Annotated in this window: 15 protein-coding genes; 3 read left to right on the forward strand and 12 right to left on the reverse strand. The window is 74.6% G+C overall.

All coding sequences use genetic code 11. The annotated features are described in order from the left end of the window. Positions 1 to 2: 2 nt before the first annotated feature. The 6 genes from cysD to ACHZ99_RS01810 form a co-directional block, all read right to left on the reverse strand. Positions 3 to 929, reverse strand: a complete 927-nt coding sequence (cysD, locus tag ACHZ99_RS01785) for a sulfate adenylyltransferase subunit CysD (protein ID WP_420302496.1) — start codon at positions 927 to 929, stop codon at positions 3 to 5. Next, a complete protein-coding gene (cysC, locus tag ACHZ99_RS01790; protein WP_420302497.1) occupies positions 926 to 1495 on the reverse strand; it encodes an adenylyl-sulfate kinase in 570 nt (189 codons plus the stop codon). Before cysC ends, cysD begins: the two co-directional genes overlap by 4 nt. Continuing rightward, positions 1488 to 2669: a glycosyltransferase family 4 protein gene (locus ACHZ99_RS01795; protein ID WP_420302498.1), complete on the reverse strand. Its 1182-nt coding sequence runs from the start codon at positions 2667 to 2669 to the stop codon at positions 1488 to 1490. The genes cysC and ACHZ99_RS01795 overlap by 8 nt, the downstream gene beginning before the upstream one ends. Then, positions 2666 to 4030, reverse strand: a complete 1365-nt coding sequence (locus ACHZ99_RS01800) for a sulfotransferase family protein (protein WP_420302499.1) — start codon at positions 4028 to 4030, stop codon at positions 2666 to 2668. Before ACHZ99_RS01800 ends, ACHZ99_RS01795 begins: the two co-directional genes overlap by 4 nt. A gap of 399 nt (positions 4031 to 4429) precedes the next feature. Continuing rightward, a complete protein-coding gene (locus ACHZ99_RS01805; RefSeq protein WP_420302500.1) occupies positions 4430 to 4882 on the reverse strand; it encodes a PaaI family thioesterase in 453 nt (150 codons plus the stop codon). Positions 4883 to 4911: 29 nt separating this feature from the next. Then, a complete protein-coding gene (locus ACHZ99_RS01810; RefSeq protein WP_420302501.1) occupies positions 4912 to 7239 on the reverse strand; it encodes an FdhF/YdeP family oxidoreductase in 2328 nt (775 codons plus the stop codon). A gap of 147 nt (positions 7240 to 7386) precedes the next feature. Here ACHZ99_RS01810 and polA point away from each other — a divergent pair, with 147 nt between their 5' ends. Beyond that, positions 7387 to 10062, forward strand: coding sequence for a DNA polymerase I (gene polA / locus ACHZ99_RS01815; protein ID WP_420303177.1), 2676 nt, complete (start codon positions 7387 to 7389; stop codon positions 10060 to 10062). 584 nt (positions 10063 to 10646) lie between these two features. Here the strand turns inward: polA and pyk are convergent. From pyk to pepN, 5 genes are all read right to left on the reverse strand, one after another. Then, the gene (gene pyk / locus ACHZ99_RS01820; RefSeq protein ID WP_420302502.1) at positions 10647 to 12080 is read right to left on the reverse strand and encodes a pyruvate kinase; all 1434 of its coding nucleotides are present in this window, start codon (positions 12078 to 12080) and stop codon (positions 10647 to 10649) included. A gap of 134 nt (positions 12081 to 12214) precedes the next feature. Beyond that, entirely contained in the window at positions 12215 to 12919 is a 705-nt protein-coding gene (locus ACHZ99_RS01825) for an SIMPL domain-containing protein (protein ID WP_420302503.1), read from the reverse strand. Beyond that, positions 12916 to 14334 (reverse strand): lysine N(6)-hydroxylase/L-ornithine N(5)-oxygenase family protein, encoded by a 1419-nt coding sequence (locus ACHZ99_RS01830; protein ID WP_420302504.1) that lies wholly within the window; start codon positions 14332 to 14334, stop codon positions 12916 to 12918. Before ACHZ99_RS01830 ends, ACHZ99_RS01825 begins: the two co-directional genes overlap by 4 nt. Next, complete coding sequence (locus ACHZ99_RS01835) at positions 14324 to 15814, reverse strand: pyridoxal phosphate-dependent decarboxylase family protein (protein WP_420302505.1); 1491 nt, start codon at positions 15812 to 15814, stop codon at positions 14324 to 14326. Before ACHZ99_RS01835 ends, ACHZ99_RS01830 begins: the two co-directional genes overlap by 11 nt. A gap of 218 nt (positions 15815 to 16032) precedes the next feature. Continuing rightward, the gene (pepN, locus tag ACHZ99_RS01840; protein ID WP_420302506.1) at positions 16033 to 18651 is read right to left on the reverse strand and encodes an aminopeptidase N; all 2619 of its coding nucleotides are present in this window, start codon (positions 18649 to 18651) and stop codon (positions 16033 to 16035) included. Between the two features lie 125 nt (positions 18652 to 18776). Here pepN and ACHZ99_RS01845 point away from each other — a divergent pair, with 125 nt between their 5' ends. Beyond that, a complete protein-coding gene (locus tag ACHZ99_RS01845; RefSeq protein WP_420302507.1) occupies positions 18777 to 19637 on the forward strand; it encodes a hypothetical protein in 861 nt (286 codons plus the stop codon). 37 nt (positions 19638 to 19674) lie between these two features. Here ACHZ99_RS01845 and ACHZ99_RS01850 read toward each other — a convergent pair whose 3' ends face one another. After that, positions 19675 to 20034, reverse strand: a complete 360-nt coding sequence (locus tag ACHZ99_RS01850; RefSeq protein WP_420302508.1) for a chorismate mutase — start codon at positions 20032 to 20034, stop codon at positions 19675 to 19677. A gap of 56 nt (positions 20035 to 20090) precedes the next feature. Here ACHZ99_RS01850 and ACHZ99_RS01855 point away from each other — a divergent pair, with 56 nt between their 5' ends. Next, positions 20091 to 21116: a DMT family transporter gene (locus ACHZ99_RS01855; protein ID WP_420302509.1), complete on the forward strand. Its 1026-nt coding sequence runs from the start codon at positions 20091 to 20093 to the stop codon at positions 21114 to 21116. The last annotated feature ends 91 nt before the right edge of the window (positions 21117 to 21207 follow it).

A 21207-nucleotide genomic window follows, 5' to 3' on the forward strand; every position in this document is an offset into this window, starting at 1 on the left:
GATCAGAAGTAGCCTTCGCGCTTGCGGTCTTCCATGGCGGCCTCGGACATCTTGTCGTCGGCCCGGGTGGCGCCGCGCTCGGTGAGCCGGGTGGCGGCGATCTCGGCGATGACCTTCTCGATGGTGTCGGCGTCGGAGTCGACGGCGCCGGTGCAGGACATGTCGCCGACGGTGCGGTAGCGCACGGTGCGGGTCTCGACGCGCTCGCCGTCCTTGGCGCCGCCCCAGTCGCCGGGGGCGAGCCACATGCCGTTGCGCAGGAACACCTCGCGGCTGTGCGCGTAGTAGATCTCGGGGAGCACGATCTTCTCGCGCGCGATGTACTGCCAGACGTCCAGCTCGGTGAAGTTCGACAGCGGGAAGACGCGGACGTGTTCGCCGACGGCGTGCTTGCCGTTGTAGAGCTGCCACAGCTCGGGCCGCTGCCGGCGCGGGTCCCAGCCGCCGAACTCGTCGCGCAGGGAGAAGATGCGCTCCTTGGCGCGGGCCTTCTCCTCGTCGCGGCGGCCGCCGCCGAAGACGGCGTCGTAGCGGCCCTCCTCGATGGCGCGCAGCAGCGGCACGGTCTGCAGCGGGTTGCGGGTGCCGTCGGCGCGCTCCTTGAGCTCGCCGCGGTCGATGAACTCCTGGACGGACGCCACGTGCAGCCGCAGGTTGTGCTGCGCGGCGACGCGGTCGCGGTACTGCAGGACCTCGGGGAAGTTGTGCCCGGTGTCGACGTGCAGCAGCGCGAACGGCGGCGGCGCCGGCGCGAACGCCTTCAGCGCCAGGTGGACCATCACGATGGAGTCCTTGCCGCCGGAGAAGAGAATGACCGGACGCTCGAACTCCCCCGCCACCTCGCGGAAGATGTGCACCGCCTCGGACTCCAGCACGTCCAGGTGGGGCAGCTGGAAGTCCTGGGCGGTGGCCTTCTCGAACTGGCTCATGCGAGACCTCGTTCCACCAGTGCGGCGTGAAGCATCGCCGCGGATTCTTCGACACTCTGCTCGTGTGTGGGGATGCGCAGATCGGGGTCCGCGGGGGGTTCGTACGGGTCGTCGACGCCGGTGAGGCCGGAGAGCTCGCCGGCCGCCTGCTTGGCGTAGAGGCCCTTCACGTCCCGTTCGGCGCAGACGTCGACGGGCGTGGCCACGTGCACCTCCACATACGTCGTCCCCTCCGTCTGGTGGCGCTTGCGCACCGCCTCCCGGCTGTCCGCGTACGGGGCGATCACCGGTACGAGGACCTTCACGCCGTGTGAGGCGAGCAGCTCGGCGACGAAGCCGATGCGCTGCACGTTCGTGTCGCGGTCCTCGCGGGTGAAACCGAGGCCGGCGGTGAGGAATTCCCGGATCTCGTCGCCGTCCAGCACCTCCACCCGGTGGCCGGCGTCCCGCAGGCGCTCGCCGAAGGCGCGCGCCAGGGTGGTCTTGCCGGCGCTGGGCAGGCCGGTGAGCCAGATCGTGGCGCCGCGCGTGTATACGCCGCCGGCGCCGGGTGCGTTGTCAGGCACTCCCACTCCCGTGAATCTCCTCGAACAGTGCCTCCCACTGCGGATGGACCGCCTCGGGAGTGTAGGAACGCGACGTCTGCAGCGCCGCCGCTCCCATGTCGGCCCTGAGGCCCTCGTCGTCCATCAGCTGTCCCATGGCTTCGGCGAGCCCGGCCACGTCTCTGCGGCGCACCAGCAGGCCGTCCTTCCCGTGGGTGAGCACGTCGGCGGGCCCCGTCGGACAGTCGAAGCTGACCACGGGGAGTCCGTGGGTCATCGATTCGATCATCACCATGGGCAGGCCCTCGAACCGTGAGCTGAGCACATAAAAGGATGCTCTCGCAAGTTCGTCGTCCAGTTTGTGCGTGTGCCCCATCAGAAAGACGTGGTTGTACAGGTGGTGCTCGTTGATCAGGCGGCGCAGTTCGGCCTTCTTCTCGCCGGTGCCGAAGATGCGCAGCTGCCAGTCGGGGAACTTGTCCACGAGCTGCGCCCACGCCGGGATCAGCAGGTCGAAGCCCTTCTGGGGGAAGAGCCGGCCGGCGGCGACGGCGACGTGGTCGGCGTAGGTGGTGAGTTTCTTGGCACCGGTGTGCACGGCGTTGGGGATGCGTACGACGCGGGTGCCCGGCAGCAGCCCCTGGTAATCCTCCCGGTCACCGTGGGTGAGCACGGCGACGGCGTCGAACCGGGGGTACTCGCGCTGGATGGCGGCGCGGATGTCCGGCGGGTGGGTGCCCAGGTTCATGTGCTCCTGGGCGATCTTGTGGCAGCTGCGGGGGGTGAACCGGGCGGTGAGGAAGTTCAGCCCGGGGCGGGTCGGGACGATCACGGCGTCGCGCTGCTGCTCCAGCCAGCCGATGACGGTGTCCTCGACGTAGCGGTTGTAGCGCTCGTAGGCGAACTCGCCCGCGGGGATGTACCGGGGCGGCTGCTTCTCGCGCTCGGTCCGCCGCTCGGCGGCCCGGGGGGCGGCCTCGGCCAGCTCCGCCTCGCGGGCGCCGGGCCGGTGGTCGACGAGGGGGGTGACCCTGACGTCGGGGTGGAGGGGGAAGTGCGGCTCGTCGCGGCCGCGCTGCATGCTGGCGATCTCGACGTCGTGGCCCGCGGCGGCCATGGAACCGGCCTGGTTGAAGACGGTGCGGATGGTTCCGCCGGTGCCGTAGGCGTGCATCAGCAGGTAGCGGATCTTCATGAGGCCGGCAGGATCTCGACGGAGAGGTTGTCCTTGACCGTGTAGTACGGCTTGACCTCGACGTCGGCGCCGTCGACCCGCGCGGGCTGGCCGGGGAAGACCATGATGTTCTTCTTGCCGGTGATCCCGTCGAGGTGGCGGCCGGCGCGCAGCCGGACCTCCGCACCGCCCGTGCCCGCGGCCAGGTGGATGTCCCACTGGGCCGGAGGGGTCAGCCCGTCCGGCGCCAGGTCGGCCACGGGTACGGTGACGTCGAACGCGCCGTCCGCCAGCTCCGCCGGGTAGCGCAGCTGCTGGTCCTCCTGGTCGCGGCGGACGAGGAGCAGCGACCAGGGGCCGTCGCCGGCGGCGTCGGCGACGCCGTGGAGGCTGCCGGTGAGGCGTACGGCGCCGTCCCGGGGCCAGACCTCGGCGATCTCGGCGTGCGGCTCCCGGGCGGCCTTCGCGGTGCCGGGGGCGGCCTCGCCCTCGGTGTAGCCCCAGGCGGCGCTGATCTCGCGCAGCGGCTCGGGGATCTCGTCGGCGGCGGGCAGCGCCCGGCCGGCCTGCACCTGGCCGCTGCGGATCTTGTCCTTCCAGTCGCCGAGGCCCTTCTGGTAGCTGCTCTGGGTCCGGGAGCCGTAGTCGAGCATGCCGGGCTCGAAGTCGATCTCCAGGTACGAGCAGATGGCCTTCATGGCGGCCTCGGGGTCGTCGGTCATCTCCTCGTAGCGCACGACGTGCCCCGGGAGCGCCTGGCGGGCACGCTCGGTGGCGCGCATGTAGCGCAGCGCGTCGAGGGCCGCCTCCTCCTCGGTGCGCTTGTCCGGGTCGGCCTCGTACCAGGAGCAGGCGATGGACGCGGGGTGGCGGAGCAGGAAGATGAACCGGGCGTCGGGCCAGCAGGCGGCGATGCGCTTGTACGCGAAGGTGTTGCTGGGGGTCTTCTCGACCAGGAAGTCCTTGCCGGAGCGGACGAGCTCGCGGTGCAGGACGCGGTCCCAGATGAGGTGCTCCAGGTCGCCGCGCTCCAGGCCCAGCTCGGCCATGGCGCGCTCGGCGAGCTTGGTGCCGGTGCTGACCTCCAGCCGGCGGAAGTGGAGTTCGTGCGCGGAGTGCAGGCGGGAGTGCGCGTTGAGGAGCAGGCGGAGCAGGGTGGAGCCGGAGCGTACCGGCGACATGATGAACACCGGCCGCCGCAGCAGCCGGTCGACTTCGGGGTCCTCCGGGGGGCGGTACGCGACCTGCGCGGCCGGCTTCGCCGCGGTGCCCCCTCTGGCGCGCCCGGTCTGCGCGGCAGGGGCGTACGGCAGCCCGGCCTTACGGATCTCGAAACCCGTGGTCGCGCCGAGCTTGTGATTCAGCTTCCGGAGGAGGTTCATGCGCCCCGAGGCTAGAAGGCGTTGGCGGGACGAGCAACGTACCCGTCCGGCATGTTCATTAAACGTGCAGGTCATAGCTAGTTTGATTGAGGCCGGGTGGTGCTGGTCACAGCGACCGCCAGGGGCCGCCGGAGAGCCGGTGGGACCCGTATCGGGCACTGCCTCACATCGCCCGGACGGGTGAATTCCGCACGGGACGCAGGTGCCGCCGGGGGTGAGCGGGTGCGGAGAACCGTGGGAGGGGGATGTGGGGGTCGGCCCCGGGGGCGGCCGGTTCCGAGCGTACCGGGTGGGGGTCCCCGGGGGCTTCTCATCCCCGGGTCGCGCGCTGCGGCGCGGCGGGCGCTGCGGTGCGGCGGGGCGCGGGCGGGCGGCCGCGGGTGCGGCCGCCGGCGCGGGTCAGGCGTCGCGGAGCAGGCAGGTGAGCCGGGCGGTGCACACCCGGCGGCCCTCCTCGTCGCTGACGACGACCTCGTACGTCGCGGTGGTCCGGCCGCGGTGCACGGGGGTGGCCACGCCGGTGACCACGCCGGCGCGCAGGCCGCGGTGGTGGGTGCAGTTCAGGTCGACGCCGACCGCGAGCTTGGCCGGGCCGCCGTGCAGCATCGCGCCGACGGAGCCCAGGGTCTCGGCGAGCACCGCGGAGGCGCCGCCGTGCAGCAGCCCGTACGGCTGCGTGTTGCCCTCGACCGGCAGCGTGCCCACGACCCGCTCGGGGGCCGCCTCCAGCACCTTCAGGCCCATGCGCTGCCCGAGGGCGCCGGCGGAGAACAGCTTCTCCAGGTCGACGCCGACGCCGGCGAACTCGTCGAGGATCTCCTGGGGGAACTTCGTGGTGGTGTGCTCGCCCATGTCGCGCCCGGCTCCGTCCTTTGCCCCGCCTACACCGTGTCGGGCTCCACCGTAGACGCGGCCGCCTCCAGCCTGACCACCAGGGACTTGCTCGTGGGGGTGTTGCTCGTGTCGGCGGTGGAGTCGAGCGGCACCAGCACGTTGGTCTCGGGGTAGTACGCGGCCGCGCAGCCGCGCGCGGTCGGGTAGTGCACGACGCGGAAGCCGTCCGCGCGCCGCTCGACGCCGTCGCGCCACTCGCCGACGATGTCGGCGTACGCCCCGTCGGCGAGGCCGAGGTCCGCGGCGTCGTCGGGGTGGACGAGGACGACGCGCCTGCCGCCGCGCACGCCGCGGTAGCGGTCGTCCAGGCCGTAGATCGTGGTGTTGTACTGGTCGTGGCTGCGGAGCGTCTGCAGCAGCAGCCGTCCCTCGGGCACCTCGGGGTACGTCACCGGGCCGGCGGTGAAGTTCGCCTTGCCGGTGCTCGTGGGGAAGCGGCGCTCGTCGCGCGGGGCGTGCGGGAGGGTGAAGCCGCCGGGGCGGCGGGCGCGCGCGTCGAAGTCCTCGAAGCCGGGCACCACGCGCGCGATGCGGTCGCGGATGCGCGTGTAGTCGCTGGTGAACTCCTCCCAGGGCGTCGCGCTGTCCTCGCCCAGCACGGCGCGGGCGAGCCGGCAGACGATCGCGACCTCCGACAGCAGCGCGTCGCCCGCGGGCGCGAGCCGGCCGCGGGAGGCGTGCACGACGCCCATGGAGTCCTCGACGGTGACGAACTGGTCGTGGCCGCGGCCGTCGGGGCCGGGCTGCCGGTCGCGCTCGGTGCGGCCGAGGGTGGGCAGGATCAGCGCGCGGGCGCCGGTGACGACGTGGCTGCGGTTGAGCTTGGTGGAGACGTGCACGGTCAGCCGGGCGCGGCGCATCGCGGCCTCGGTGACCTCGGTGTCCGGGGAGGCGGAGACGAAGTTGCCGCCGACGGCGAAGAAGACCTTGGCGTCGCCGTCGCGCAGGGCGCGGATGGCGCGTACGACGTCGTAGCCGTGGTGGCGGGGCGGGTCGAAGCCGAACTCCTTCCCCAGCGCGTCGAGGAAGGCGGGCGCGGGGCGCTCGAAGATGCCCATGGTGCGGTCGCCCTGGACGTTGCTGTGGCCGCGCACGGGGCAGACGCCGGCGCCGGGGCGGCCGACGTGGCCGCCGAGGAGGAGGAAGTTGACGATCTCCTTGATGGTCGGCACGGCGTGCTTGTGCTGGGTGAGGCCCATTGCCCAGCAGACGACGATCCGCTCGGCGCCGAGGACCAGCTCGGCGGCGCGGTCGATCTCGGCGGCGGTCAGGCCGGTGGCGCGCTCCGCCTCGGCGTCGCCGTAGGCGCGGGCGGCGGCCGCGTACTCCTCGTAGCCGTGGGTGTGCCCGGCGACGAACTCCTCGTCGACGGCCTTCGCGCCGGCGTCGTGCGCGGCGAGGACGCGGCCGGCGAGGGCGCGGAAGAGCGCCTGGTCGCCGCCGACGCGGACCTGGAGGAAGAGGTCGGTCAGCGGGGTGCCGCCGCGGGCGAGGCCGCGGACGGTCTGCGGGTTCTTGAAGCGGACCATGCCGGGCTCGGGCAGCGGGTTGACGGTGACGATGCGGGCGCCGTTGTCCTTGGCGCGCTCCAGCGCGCTGAGCATCCGCGGGTGGTTGGTGCCGGGGTTCTGGCCGGCGACGATGATCAGGTCGGCGCGGTGGAGGTCGTCGAGGAGGACGCTGCCCTTGCCGACGCCGAGGGTCTCGGTGAGCGCGGAGCCGGACGACTCGTGGCACAGGTTCGAGCAGTCGGGCAGGTTGTTGGTGCCGAACTCGCGGGCGAAGAGCTGGTAGAGGAACGCGGCCTCGTTGCTCGTGCGCCCGGAGGTGTAGAAGACGGCCTCGTCGGGCGAGTCGAGGGCGGTCAGCTCCTCGGCGACGATCGCGAAGGCCCGCTCCCAGGACACCGGCTCGTACGTCGCGGCGCCCTCGGCGAGGTACACGGGGTGGGTGAGGCGGCCCTGCTGGCCCAGCCAGTAGCCGCTGCGGCCGGCGAGGTCGGCGACGGGGTGGGCGGCGAAGAACTCCGGGGTGACGCGGCGCAGCGTCGCCTCCTCGGCGACGGCCTTGGCGCCGTTCTCGCAGAACTCGAAGGTGTGCGGCCTGTCCGGCTCGGGCCAGGCGCAGCCGGGGCAGTCGAAGCCGTCGTGCTGGTTGACGCGCAGCAGGGTGCGGGCCGTACGCCGTACGCCCATCTGCTCCTGGCCGGTGCGCAGCGCGTGGGCGATGGCGGGGGCGCCGACGGCGGACTGCTGGGGCGGGGTGACCTCGGGGGCGTCCTGCACGGGGTCTCCGACGGGCGGTTTACCGGCCATGGCGGTCACCCTTTCCGGTGCGGGTTCTCGTGGACGGCGTACGGTCCGATCCTGCCATGCCGCACCGTCACGGGACCGTTGTCGGTGGGGCATGGCAGGATCGGTGCCGTGGCTGAGAACGCATCGAAGAACCAACGCCCCCGCCTGATGCTGCTGGACGGACACTCCCTGGCATACCGGGCATTCTTCGCGCTGCCCGCGGAGAACTTCTCCACCGTCGACGGGCAGGTCACCAATGCGATCTACGGCTTCACGTCGATGCTGTCGAACACGCTGCGTGACGAGGCGCCGACACATCTGGCCGTCGCCTTCGACGTCTCCCGCAAGACCTGGCGCTCCGCCGAGTTCGCGGAGTACAAGGCGAACCGCACCACCACCCCCGACGACTTCCGGGGCCAGGTCGAGCTGATCGGCGAGCTGCTGGACGCGATGAACGTGCCGCGGTTCGCCGTCGAGGGCTTCGAGGCCGACGACGTGATCGCCACCCTGGCCACGCAGGCGGAGGCCGCCGGGTTCGACGTGCTGATCGTCACCGGCGACCGGGACTCCTTCCAGCTCGTCTCGGACCACGTGACGGTGCTCTATCCGACGAAGGGCGTCTCCGAGCTGACCCGCTTCACCCCGGAGAAGGTCGAGGAGCGGTACGGGCTGACGCCCGCGCAGTACCCGGACTTCGCCGCCCTGCGCGGCGACCCCTCCGACAACCTGCCCGGCATCCCGGGCGTCGGGGAGAAGACCGCGGCCAAGTGGATCAGGCAGTTCGGCTCGTTCGCGGAGCTGGCCGAGCGGGCCGAGGAGGTCAAGGGCAAGGCCGGGCAGAACCTTCGCGACCACCTGGACGCGGTCAAGCTCAACCGCCGGCTGACCGAGCTGGACCGCGGCGTCGAGCTGCCCACCGGCCCGGAGGGCCTGGAGCGCCGGGCGTACGACCGGACGGCGCTCCAGGTCGTCATGGACGCCCTGGAGTTCCGCAACCCCAACTTCCGCGAGCGGCTGCTCAACGCGGACCCGGGCGCCGGCGAGGTGGAGGCCGAGCCGGAGCCGGGGGTGCAGGTCGACGGCCGGGTGCTGGAGACCGGCGAGCTGGCCCCGTGGCTCGCCGAGCACGGCGCCGGACCGCTCGGCATGGCCACCGTCGACACCTGGCGGCTCGGCGCCGGCGGCGTCACCGAGGTCGCGCTCGCGGCCCCGGAGGGGCCGGCCGCCTGGTTCGACCCGGCCCGGCTCGACGCCGGTGACGAGCAGGCGTTCGCGCGCTGGCTCGCGGACCCCGGCAGCGCCAAGACGGTGCACGACGCGAAGAGCGCCCTGCGCGTCCTCGCCGAGCACGGCTGGACGGTCGAGGGCGTGGCGGTGGACACCGCCCTCGCCGCGTACCTGGTCACGCCCGGCCGGCGGACGTTCGCGCTCGACGCGCTGTCCATCGCCTACCTGGGCCGCGAGCTGGAGCCCCCGGCGGCCGACGGGCAGCTTCAGCTGGGCCTCGACGGCGCGGAGGGCGACCAGGAGGCGGCCGAGCGGGACGCGCTGATGCGCACGGCCCGTACGGTCCTGGACCTCGGCGAGGCGCTCTCGGAGAAGCTGGCGCAGGTCGGTGCGGCGGAGCTGCTGCGCGACATGGAGCTGCCGGTCTCGGCGGTGCTGGCCGGGATGGAGCGGGCCGGCGTCGCCGTCGACCGGGCCCATCTGGAGGCGATGGAGGAGCAGTTCGCCGGCGCGGTGCAGCAGGCCGTCCAGGAGGCGCACGACGCGGTGGGGCACGAGTTCAACCTCGGCTCGCCCAAGCAGCTCCAGGAGGTGTTCTTCGGCGAGCTGGGCCTGCCGAAGACGAAGAAGACCAAGACGGGCTACACGACCGACGCCGACGCGCTCGCCTGGCTCGCCACCCAGACCGAGCACGAGCTGCCGGTCATCATGCTGCGCCACCGCGAGCAGGCCCGGCTGCGCTCCACCGTCGAGGGGCTGATCAAGACGATCGCGGCGGACGGCCGGATCCACACCACGTTCAGCCAGACCGTCGCCGCCACCGGCCGGCTGTCCTCCACGGACCCGAACCTGCAGAACGTGCCCATCCGTACGGACGAGGGCCGGGCGATCCGCCGCGGCTTCGTCGTCGGGGAGGGATACGAGTCGCTGCTGACCGCCGACTACAGCCAGATCGAGCTGCGGGTGATGGCCCACCTGTCGGAGGACGAGGGCCTGATCGAGGCGTTCGCCTCCGGCGAGGACCTGCACGACACCGTCGCCTCGCAGGTGTTCTCGGTGCCGCGCGCCGACGTCGACCACGAGATGCGGCGCAAGATCAAGGCGATGTCGTACGGGCTGGCCTACGGGCTGTCGGCCTTCGGCCTCTCCCAGCAGCTGGGCATCGAGGCCGCCGAGGCCCGCAAGCTGATGGAGAACTACTTCGAGCGCTTCGGCGGCGTACGGGACTACCTGCGCCGCGTCGTGGACGAGGCCCGGGCCACGGGCTACACGGAGACGATGTTCGGCCGCCGCCGATACCTTCCCGACCTCAACAGCGACAACCGCCAGCGGCGCGAGATGGCCGAGCGGATGGCGCTCAACGCGCCGATCCAGGGCACCGCGGCGGACATCGTGAAGCTCGCGATGCTGCGGGTGGACCGGGCGCTGGCGGCGGCGGGGCTGGAGACCCGGCTGCTGCTCCAGGTGCACGACGAGGTCGTGCTGGAAGTGGCCCCGGGCGAGCGCGAGCGGGTCGAGGAGCTGGTGCGGCGCGAGATGGCGGGTGCGGTGTCCCTGCGGGCGCCGCTGGACGTGGCCGTCGGCGTGGGGACGGACTGGGAGTCGGCGGCCCACTGAGCGCCTCTCGGCCGGCGCGGGGCGGGGAGCGCGGCCCGACGGCGCAGCCCGGCGAGCCGGGCGGGATGCGGTGCGGGGCCGTTGCGGCGGGCCTCGCCGCCTGCGGCGAGCGGCGGCGGCCGATCACGGCCAGCGGCGGCCGGTCACGGCGAGCGGGGGGCCGATCGGGGCCAGCGGGGGCGGCCAATCGCCAGCGGCGGCCGGTCACCGAGCGGGGGCGGGCAATCGCGGCCAGCGGCGGCCGGTCACGGCCGTCACGGCGGTGTACACCCGGGCCCCGGACCGGTCGGGCCGGGCGCGGTCGGCAGCCACAGGGCGGCACGTGCCGCCGCCACCCGCGGCGCAGCCGCGGACGGTCGCGAGCCGACGCGCACATCCGCCACCGCCACGCCGCCCGGCCCCGGGCGGCTGCCGCAAACGGGGTGCGGGCCGTCAAGTCGGCGCACGGCGGGGCGGGCAGCCGCTGTGCGCACGCGGCCGGGTTCGCCTCCGCCGGGCCACGGCGCCCCGCCCTGCGGGACGGGCCGGGGACGCCGTTCGGCGTGGTGCGCGGGCGTGCCGGGTGCCGTGGCCGCCGGCGGCCGTCAGTGCGCGGTGTCGGCCTCGCCGATGTGGTGGACGCGGACCAGGTTGGTCGAGCCGGGGACGCCCGGCGGGCTGCCGGCGGTGATCACGACCACGTCGCCGCGGCGGCAGCGGCCGATCTTCAGCAGCTGCTCGTCGACCTGCGCCACCATCTCGTCGGTCGTCTGCACCACGGGCCCGAGGAAGGTCTCCACGCCCCACGTCAGGTTCAGCTGGCTGCGCGTGGCCCGGTCCGGCGTGAAGGCCAGCACCGGGATCGGCGAGCGGTAGCGCGAGAGCCGCCGCACCGTGTCGCCGGACTGCGTGAACGCGACCAGATAGCGCGCCCCGAGGAAGTCGCCGATCTCCGCCGCGGCGCGCGCCACCGCGCCGCCCTGCGTGCGCGGCTTGTTGCGCTCGGTCAGCGGCGGCAGGCCCTTGGCGAGCATCTCCTCCTCCGCCGCCGAGACGATCCGGCCCATCGTCCGCACCGTCTGGACCGGGTACTTGCCGACGCTCGTCTCCCCCGAGAGCATCACGGCGTCCGTGCCGTCCATGACCGCGTTGGCGACGTCGGACGCCTCCGCGCGGGTCGGCCGGGACGCCTCGATCATCGAGTCGAGCATCTGCGTGGCGACGATCACCGGCTTGGCGTTCCGCTTGGCGAGCTTCACCGCCCGCTTCTGCACCATCGGCACCTGCTCCAGCGGCATTTCCACGCCGAGGTCGCCGCGCGCCACCATGAGCCCGTCGAAGGCGTCGACGATGCCCTCCAGGTTCTCCACCGCCTGCGGCTTCTCCACCTTCGCGATCACCGGGACCCGCCGGCCCTCCTCGTCCATGATCCGGTGGACGTCGCGGACGTCCTGCCCGGAGCGTACGAAGGAGAGCGCGATGATGTCCGCGCCGGTGCGCAGCGCCCAGCGCAGGTCCTCGCGGTCCTTCTCGGACAGGGCGGGCACGGAGACGGCGACGCCGGGCAGGTTCAGGCCCTTGTGGTCGGAGACCATGCCGCCCTCGATGACCATGGTGCGGACCCGGGGCCCGTCCACCGCGGTCACCTCCAGGGTGACGCGGCCGTCGTCGACGAGGATCCGCTCGCCGCGCCCGACGTCGGCGGCCAGCCCGGCGTACGTCGTACCGCAGCACTGGCGGTCGCCCTCGACCGGGTCGACGCTGATGGTGAATTCATCGCCCCGTTCGAGAAATACAGGACCTTCGTGGAAGGTGCCCAGCCGGATCTTCGGGCCCTGAAGGTCGGCGAGCACGCCGACGCTGCGCCCCGTCTCGTCAGCCGCCTTGCGCACCCGTGCGTAACGCTCCTCGTGCTCAGCGTAGGTGCCGTGGCTGAGGTTGAACCTGGCGACGTCCATTCCCGCCTCGACCAGCCCCTTGATCTGGTCGTATGTGTCGGTCGCGGGTCCCAGGGTGCAGACAATCTTCGCTCGGCGCATGTATTCGACTCTATGACTTACCGGCAGGTAGGGAACCGGGTATTGCCGACTCTCCAACGACTTTTGATTGAAGGGTTATTGAGAGCGAGCTGACAACTTATAAAACGTGCGCGCCGCTGCTCTGATGAGCGCAATCAGAGTTGCGGGCGGGTCATGACGAACCTCGCGTTCACCCGGGCGTAAACCGTCTGTCGCTGGGGTTCGAGGTCGAGCGCGGGTGCCGGCTCGGCCGCCGCGGCGACCCCGCCGAAGCCGCGGGACGCCTCCCGCGCCATCCACATCTCCGGGTGCTCCGCGCCCTCGTCGGCGACCTCCACGACCGCCGTCAGGTCGGCGCCCAGCGCCGCCGCGTACTCGCGGGCGCGCGTCACCGCCTCCCGTACCGCCTGCTGCCGCGCCTCGCGGTGCACCGGCGAGTCCGGACGCAGGCCCCACCACGGGCCCTCGACGGTCGCCAGGTCGAGGTCGGCGGCCCGGGTGCTCAGCTCGCCGAGCGCGGTGAAGTCGCCGAGGGTGGCGGTGAGCCGGACCCGGCCGTGGTAGCGGCGGACCCGTTCGCCGCGGCTGTGCCGGCCCAGCTCGGGCGTCACCAGCAGCGCCCCGGTCTCCAGCTTCTCCACCGCCTCGCCGTACGACCTGATCAGCTCCCGGGCCTCGGTGTTGCGGCGGGTCAGGTCCGCCAGCGCGTCGCGCCGGTCGGTGCCGCGGACGGCGACGGTGACGGCGATCCGGGCGATCTCCGGGTCGACTTCGAGGCGGGCCTCGCCGCGGACGGCGAGGCGCGGCTCCTCGGGGGTGCCGTACGGCGGCGGGGAGGGTACGGGCGGCGGGTTCGTCATGCCTTCACTGTGCCAGGGTCCGGCGCGCGGGGGACCCCGTGCGCCGGCTCGTCGGGCTGTCCGCGCCGGAGCGGCGGCAGCCCGAAGGTGGTGAAGGCGGTGCGGCGCGGCAGCGGGTACGGCTCGGCGCCGGTGACGTCGTTGAGGATGACCGCGCCGCGGTGGGCGGCCAGGCCCAGGTCGGGGGCGCCGACGCCGTGCGTGTGGCGCTCGGCGTTCTGGACGTAGATCCGGCCCGTGACCTCGGGGTCGAGGACGAGGCGGTGGTGCTCGTCGACCCGCGGGCGGCCCGCGGCGTCGCGGCGCAGCAGCGGCTCCAGCGGCGCGAGGAGGCCGTCGAGCGGGCGCTCCCGGTAGCCGGTGGCGAGCACGACGGCGTCGGTGCGCAGCGTCTCGCGGGTGCCCTGCGCGGCGTGCTCCAGGTGCAGTTCGATGCGGTGCGAGCCGAAGCGCCCGGCGGTGCGTACGGTGACGCCGGGGGTGAGGACGGCGTCGGGCCAGCCGCCGCCGAGGGTGCGCCGGTACAGCTCGTCGTGGACGGCGGCGATGGTCCCGGCGTCGATGCCCTTGTACAGCTGCCACTGCCGGGGCAGCAGTTCGTCCCGTACGTCCTCGGGCAGCCCGTGGAAGTAGCGGGCGTAGTCGGGCGTGAACTGCTCCAGGCCCAGCTTGCTGTACTCCATCGGCGCGAACGCCGGGGTACGGGCCAGCCAGTGCAGCCGCTCCGCGCCCGCCGGGCGGGCCCGCAGCAGGTCGAGGAAGACCTCCGCGCCGGACTGCCCGGCGCCGACCACGGTGACGTGCCGGGCGGCGGCGAGGCGGGTGCGGTGGGCGAGGTAGTCGGCGGCGTGCACGACGTCGGCGGTGGGCGACGCGGCGAGCGGCCGCAGCGCCTCCGGCACGTACGGCTCGGTGCCGACGCCGACGACGAGGTGGCGGGCGTGGGCGCGGCCGAGCGCCGCGGCCTCGCCGGAGTCGTCGAGCTGGGTGAAGTCGGCCTCGAAGAGGCCGCGTCCGGCGTTCCAGCGGACCTTCTCGACCTGGTGGCGGAAGTGCAGGCCGGGCAGCCGGCCGCTGACCCAGCGGCAGTACGCGTCGTACTCGGCGCGGTGGGCGTGGAAGCGCTCGGCGAAGTAGAAGGGGTAGAGCCGCTCGTGGGCGCGCAGGTAGTTGAGGAAGGTGAAGGGGCTGGTGGGGTCGGCGAGCGTGACGAGGTCGGCGAGGAAGGGCACCTGGAGGGTGGTGCCCTCGATGAGGAGGCCGGGATGCCAGCGGAACTCGGCGCGGCGCTCGTAGAAGGCGGTGCTCAGGCCGCGGACGCGGGCGGCGAGGGCGGCGAGGGAGAGGTTGAACGGCCCGATGCCGATGCCGGCGAGGTCGAGGGGGCGGCGGGGGCCGGGGAGCTCAGCGGGCATCGGGCGCGGTTCCGTTCTCGCGGTGCTGCCGGTGCGGCGGGTACGCACCCTGCGGCCGGTGCGGGGCGGCCGGTGCCGTCCGGTGGGCCTCGGTGACGAGCTTGAGCAGGTTGCGCAGGTCGCCGTGCTGGACGTGCGGGTTGAGCAGGGTCGCCTTCAGCCAGCGCCGCCCGCCCGCCTCCGCGCGCCCGAGCACCGCGTGCCCGTCCACCAGCAGCCGCCGCCGCAGCGCCGCGACCGCGGCGTCGTCGGCGCCGGCGGGCCGGAAGAGGACGGTGGTCAGCGTCGGCGGCGCGTACAGCTCCAGCTCCGGGTCCGCCCCGACCAGCTCCGCGAGCCGCGCCGCCGCGGCGAACGTCCCCTCCACCAGCTCCGCGACGCCCGCGCGCCCGAGCGCGCGGAAGGTCACGGCGACCTTGAGCACGTCGGCGCGGCGCGTCGTGCGCAGCGAGCGGTGCAGCAGGGCCGGCAGCCCGGCGGCGGTGTCGTCGTCGGCGCTGAGGTAGTCGGCGCTGTAGGCGAGCGGCGCCAGGTCGGCGTCGTCCCGTACGGCCAGGAAGCCGGCGGCGATCGGCTGCCAGCCCAGCTTGTGCAGGTCGAGCGCGACGGTGTGGGCCCGGTCGAGCCCGGCGACGAGGTGCGCGCGGCCCGGGGCGAGCAGCAGCAGCCCGCCGTACGCGGCGTCCACGTGCAGCCGGGCGCCGTGCGCCGCGGCGGCGTCGGCGAGTGCGGGCAGGGGGTCGACGGCGCCGGTGTCGGTGGTGCCGGCGGTGCCGACGACCAGCGCGGGGCCCGGCGCCCCGCCGGGGCCGGGCCTGAGGAGCCCCAGGGCGTCCCGTACGGCGGCGGGGTCGAGGACGCCGCGGGGCGTGGGGACGACGTGCGGGGCGCGCAGGCCCAGCAGCCAGGCGGCGCGGTGGACGCTGTGGTGGGCGTTGGCGCCGGTGACGACCTGCACGCCGGGGCCGAGGAGTTCGCGGGCGAGCAGCAGCGCGAGCTGGTTCGCCTCGGTGCCGCCGGTGGTGACCAGCGCGTCGGCCCGGGCGGCGCCGGGGTGGACCTCGGCGGCGACGGCGGCGGCCACCTCGGCCTCCAGCTCGGCGGCGGCCGGGGCCTGGTCCCAGGAGTCCAGCGACGGGTTGAGCGCGCCGGCCGCGAGGTCCGCGGCGGCGGCGAGGGCGAGCGGCGGGGCGTGCAGGTGGGCGGCGCAGTGCGGGTCGGCCGGGTCGGCGGCGCCGGCGGCGAGGAGGCGTACGAGGCCGCTGAGCGCCGCCTCCGCCCCCACGCCGGCGTCGGGCAGCACGGGGCGGGCGGCCTCGCGTACCCGCGCGGCGACGGCCCGGGGGCCGCCGGGGGGCAGCGGGCCGGCGCGGCGGGCGGCGCCGTCCGCGAGGGCGGCGAGGACGAGGTCGAGGTACGGGCGGAGGGCGCGGGGGCCGGCGGGGCCGCCCGCGAGGGCGGCTTCGGCGGCAGCGGGCATGCAGGCTCCTGGGGGCGCCGGTCCGGGCGGACCGCTGAGGTGAGGTGAGGCGCGCCTAACCTACTTCCGACTTTTCCCCGAAACGTGCCGTTCTGCCCGGGAGTTCGCCCGTACGTGGGAACGCGGAGGGCGGCGTGGCCCGGTCTGCTAGGGCCGGGCACGCCGCCGCTCCGCCGCGGGGCCTCGCGCCGCGGGGCCTCGCGCCGCGGAGCCCTTCGCTACGGGGTCCGGGACCCCGCCGCCTCCCGTACGCGCAGCGCCCGGCGGAGGTCGTCGAGCTGGTCGGCCAGCTTCCGCCGCAGCGCCGGCACCGGCTCGCCCCGCTCCAGGCACTCCTCGCCGAGCCGCAGCGTCTCCGCGTCCACGAACCCCCGCGGGAACCCCGCCCGCCCCGCCGCCGCCGCGATGGCCGGGCCGCGGCGCGCGGCGAGCGCCGGGGTCTCGGCGAACCAGCGCGGCACGTACGGCGCCAGCACGTCGCGGTGCTCCGGCTGCCAGAAGCCGAGGGCGGCGGCGGTGAAGAGGTAGTTGGAGAGCTCCCCGGCGCCGGCCGCGCCCGGGGCCCCGTCGCCGTCCCCCTGCCCGTCGCCGTACATCGCCGCCCAGGCCGTCGCCTTCGCCTCGGCCCCCGGCAGCGCCGCCAGGCACCGCGCCGCGCCCTCCTGCGCCGAGGCGCCGGGGTCGCGGGCGACCTCCGCCTCGATCCGGTCGGGCCCGGCGGCGCCGAGGACGGCGAGCCGGGTGAGGCAGCGCCAGCGCAGGTCGGGGTCGAGGGCCGGGCCGCCGGGGACGGTGCCGGCGGCGAGCCAGTCGCGTACCTCGTCCGGCTCGTCGGCGCAGTCGATGAGGGCGCGGAGCGCCGCGAGCCGGAGCCCGGGGTCGGCGTTCTCGTCGGTGCGGCGCAGCAGTTCGCGGCAGATCGCGGCGACGGTCGCGCGGGCCGCGGGCCGGTCGGCGTCGGGTACGTAGACGTCGGCGACCGGGCCGCGGGCGAAGGCCAGCACGGCCTGGACGACGGCGAGGTCGGCCTCGGCCGGCAGGTGCGCGGCGGCGGCCCGCAGGTAGTCGGCGGGCGGGAGTTCGGCGTCGCGGACCATGTCGCGGGCGGCGTTCCAGAGGACGGCGCGGCTGAGCGGGTCGGGGATGCCGGACAGGCGGCGCAGGGCGGTGTCCCGGGAGCGGTCGTCCAGGCGGATCTTGGCGTACGTGAGGTCGCCGTCGTTGAGGAGGACGAGGTCGGGCGTGCGGCCCGCGGCGGACACGGACTTCAGCCCGAGGTCCGCGGTGAAGTCGTGCTCCAGCCGCTCGCGCAGCACCATGCGGCCGGGCCCGCCCGGGGCCCCGTCCCCGTCCGCGGCCTCGTCCCCGTCCTCGTCGGCGACCTCGTCGTAGAGGCCGACGGCCAGCCGGTGCGGCCGGCGCCCCGCGTGCTCGACCTCCAGCACCCACACGTCCCCGTCGCCCTCCCAGGTCTCCGGGCGGAAGGTGTCGACGCCCGTGGTGCGCAGCCAGGCGTCGGCCCACTCGGGCACGTCCCGGCCGGAGGCGCGGGCCATGGACTCGATGAAGTCGGCGAGGGTGGCGTTGCCGAAGCGGTGCCGGGCGAAGTAGTCGTCGATCCCGGCGAAGAAGTCCTTCTCGCCCATCCAGGCGACGAGCTGGCGGAGCGCGCCGGCGCCCTTGGCGTACGAGATGCCGTCGAAGTTCTGCAGCGCGGAGGCGCTGTCCTCGACGCGTGGCGGGGCGACGGGGTGGGTGGAGGGCCGCTGGTCGGCGTCGTAGCCCCAGCTCTTGCGGGCGACGGCGAAGTCGGTCCAGATGCCGGTGAAGCGGGTGGCCTCGGAGAGGGTCTGGTAGCCCATGTACTCGGCGAAGGACTCGTTCAGCCAGATGTCGTCCCACCAGCGCAGCGTGACCAGGTCGCCGAACCACATGTGCGCCATCTCGTGCGCGATCACCATGGCGCGGGTCTGGCGCTCGGTGTCGGTCACGGCGGAGCGGTAGACGAACTCGTCGCGGAAGGTGATCAGGCCCGGGTTCTCCATCGCGTTGGCGTTGAACTCCGGGACGAACGCCTGGTCGTACGAGTCGAAGGGGTACGGCTCGGCGAACCGCTCGTGGTAGCGGTCGAAGCAGCGGCGGGTGACGTCGAACAGCTCGTCGGCGTCGGCGTCGAGGTGGGCCGCGAGCGAGCGGCGGCAGTGCAGGCCGAAGGGCAGCCCGGCGTGCTCGGTGCGTACGGAGTGCCAGGGGCCGGCGGCGACGGCGACGAGGTAGGTGGCGATGGGCGGGGTGGCCGTCAGCCGCCAGCGGACGCCGGCTTCCGGACCGGCGTCCGCGTCCCGCCCGCGGTGCGGGACGCCGTTGCCGAGGACGGTCCAGCCGGCGGGCGCGGTGACGGAGACGTCGAAGACGGCCTTGAGGTCGGGCTGGTCGAACGCGGGAAAGACGCGCTGCACGTCGTCCAGGAAGAGCTGGGTGTAGACGTACGTCTCGCCGTCGGCGGGATCCGTGAAGCGGTGCATCCCCTCGCCGGTGCGGGAGTAGCGCATGACGGCCTCGACGCGCAGCTCGTGCTCGCCGGCGTCGAGTTGCAGCGGGAGGCGGTTGTCCGCGAGCGCGCCGGTGTCCAGGTCCCGTCCGTCGAGCGTGACCCGTACCAGCTCGGCGGGCTTGACCTCGACGAACGTCTCCCCCGCCGCGCGTGCGGCGAAGGCGATGACGGTGCTGCTGCCGAAGACCTCCTCGCCGCGCGTCAGGTCGAGGTCGACGGCGTAGCGGTGGACGTCGAGAAGGCCGGCGCGGAGCTGCGCCTCGGCGCGGGTGAGTGCGGGCATGGGCCATATGCTGCCTCACCACCTGCGGGTACGACGACACCCCGGGGGCGCCGGGCCGCGAACCCGCGCCCGGGGCGGGCGCGCGGCGCCCGGCCGCCCGGACCCGCGCGGCTACGCTGCTGCGCGTGCCGGACAGAACCCTGGAGGCGCTGGGCCTCGCGACCGTGCCGCTGCTGGAACCGCTGACGTACCCGGGGCCGCCGGCGCCCGGCCCGTCGCTGCTCGCGGGCGACCGGCTGCTGCCGCTGCGGCCCGCGGCGGGCGGCGTGGGGCGGTGGCGGGTGGCCGGGGAGGGCGGCGGCGGTACGGACCCGGGGCGGCACCCGGAGCGGGGGACGCTGGACGAGGCGCTGGCGTCGCTGGGACAGGCGCCGGCCGCGGAGCGGTACCCGGTGCTGGCGCTGGGGTCGAACGCGGCCCCGGGGCAGCTGCGCCACAAGCTGACGCACCTGGGGCTGCCCGCGGTGGTGCCGCTCACGCCGGCCGCCGTCGGCGGCGTCGGCGTGGGCGTCTCGGGGCACATCAGCCGCCCGGGGTACGTCGCGGCGGCCCCGTACGCGGCCGGGGACGTCGAGTCACGGCTGTGGGTCACGTGGCTGGACGAGGACCAACTGCGCGCCGTGGACGGCACGGAGATGCCGAACTACGGGCGCGCGCTGCTGCCGGCCGTGGAGTTCCCGGCGCGGCTCCCCACCGGCGAGCGGCTGCCGGGCACGTACGTCTACTTCAACGCCCGCGGCGTCCTGTCCGGTCCCGGCGGCGGCCCGCTCCCCCAGCCCCCGGACCAGTCCGCCCTGCTGACCCGCCTCCTCACCGCCTCCCCCCGGCTGCGCGCCCTCCTCGGCCCGACGCCCCGCCACTGGGTCGCCCGCGCGGCGGCCGACGCGGCGGCGCGGGAGGCGGGGACGCGGATCTTCCACGAGGAGGGCTGGCTGCGGCCGGAGCGGGTCTTCGCGGCGTACGACGCGGGGCCGGGCGGAGGGTAGGGGCGGAGGCAGTCCACCCTCACGCGGGGCCGGACGCTCAACGGGCCGGCGGGGGCTCCGGGGCGGCGGAGTTGGCGATGGTCTCGTGGTGGCGGATGACCTCGGCGATGATGAAGTTCAGCAGCTTCTCGGCGAAGGCCGGGTCGAGCTTCGCGCTCTCCGCCAGCTCGCGCAGGCGGGTGATCTGGCGGGACTCGCGGTCGGGGTCGGCCGGGGGCAGGTGGTGGGTGGCCTTGAGACGGCCCACCTGCTGAGTGCATTTGAAGCGTTCGGCGAGCATGTGCACGACGGCCGCGTCGATGTTGTCGATGCTGTCGCGGAGCCGGGCGAGCTCGGCTCGTACGGCGGAGTCGGAGAGGCCGTCCATGGCCGACGGGGACGTGGAGTGGTCGGTCATGCGGCCACCGTAACAGGGGTCGGGGCGTTGTCAGTGCCGGCTGTTAGGTTCCCGGCATGGAGGGAAACGTGCAGGCGGGGACGGACCGGCGGGCGGTGGCCGCGGCGGCGGTGACGGTGGTGCTGTGGGCGTCGGCGTTCGTGTCGATCCGGGACGCGGGGGAGCACTTCAGCCCCGGCGCGCTGGCGCTGGGGCGGCTGCTGGCGGGCTCCGCCGCGCTGGCGCTGATCCTCGTGGTGCGCCGCGAGGGGGTGCCGCCGCGGGCGGCGTGGCCGGGCATCGCCGTCTCGGGCGCGCTGTGGTTCGGGGTGTACATGGTCGCGCTCAACTGGGGAGAGCAGCTGGTCGACGCGGGCACGGCCGCGATGGTCGTGAACGTCGGGCCGATGCTCATAGCGCTGCTCAGCGGCTGGCTGCTGAAGGAGGGCTTCCCGCCGATGCTGCTGGCCGGCCTGGCGGTGGCGTTCGCGGGCGCGGTGGTGGTCGGGATATCCACGTCCGACGGCGGCAGTTCCTCGCTGGGCGGGGTGCTGCTGTGCCTGCTGGCCGCGGCGACGTACGCGAGCGGCGTCGTCAGCCAGAAGCCGGCCCTCGCGCACGCCTCGCCGTTGCAGGCCACGGCGTACGGCTGCATGACGGGCGCGGTGCTGTGCCTGCCGTTCGCGGGCCAGCTGGCCGGGGACCTGGGCGACGCCCCGCTGTCGGCCACGGCCAACATGCTGTACCTCGGCGTCTTCCCGACGGCGCTGGCGTTCACGACCTGGGCGTACGCGCTGGCGCGGACCACGGCGGGGAAGATGGGCGCCACGACGTACGCGGTGCCGGCGCTGGTGGTGCTGATGTCCTGGGCGGCGCTGGGCGAGATACCGGAGGCGCTGACGCTGGTGGGCGGTGTGCTGTGTCTGGCGGGGGTGGCGGTCTCGCGGCGGCGGGGCGGCGCGGGCCGCGGCCGGGGCGTCGTCGCCGCGTCGGGCGGTGCGGTGCCGGCGGGCGGTGAGGGCTCCGCGGGCGGGTCCGGGTCGGCCGGCGCGCCCGGGGGCGGCGGTTCCGGGGAGCCGGCGCGGGAGGAGAAGCCCTCCTGAGCGGGGGCGGACGGGCCGGGGCGTAGGCCCTGCCTGCCCCGGCGGGTCCTCCCGTGGTACTACGGCCGCCCGCAGATGCGGGCCGTGGTCG

This window comes from Streptomyces sp. MAR4 CNX-425 (assembly GCF_048656465.1).
GTDB lineage: Bacteria > Actinomycetota > Actinomycetes > Streptomycetales > Streptomycetaceae > Streptomyces.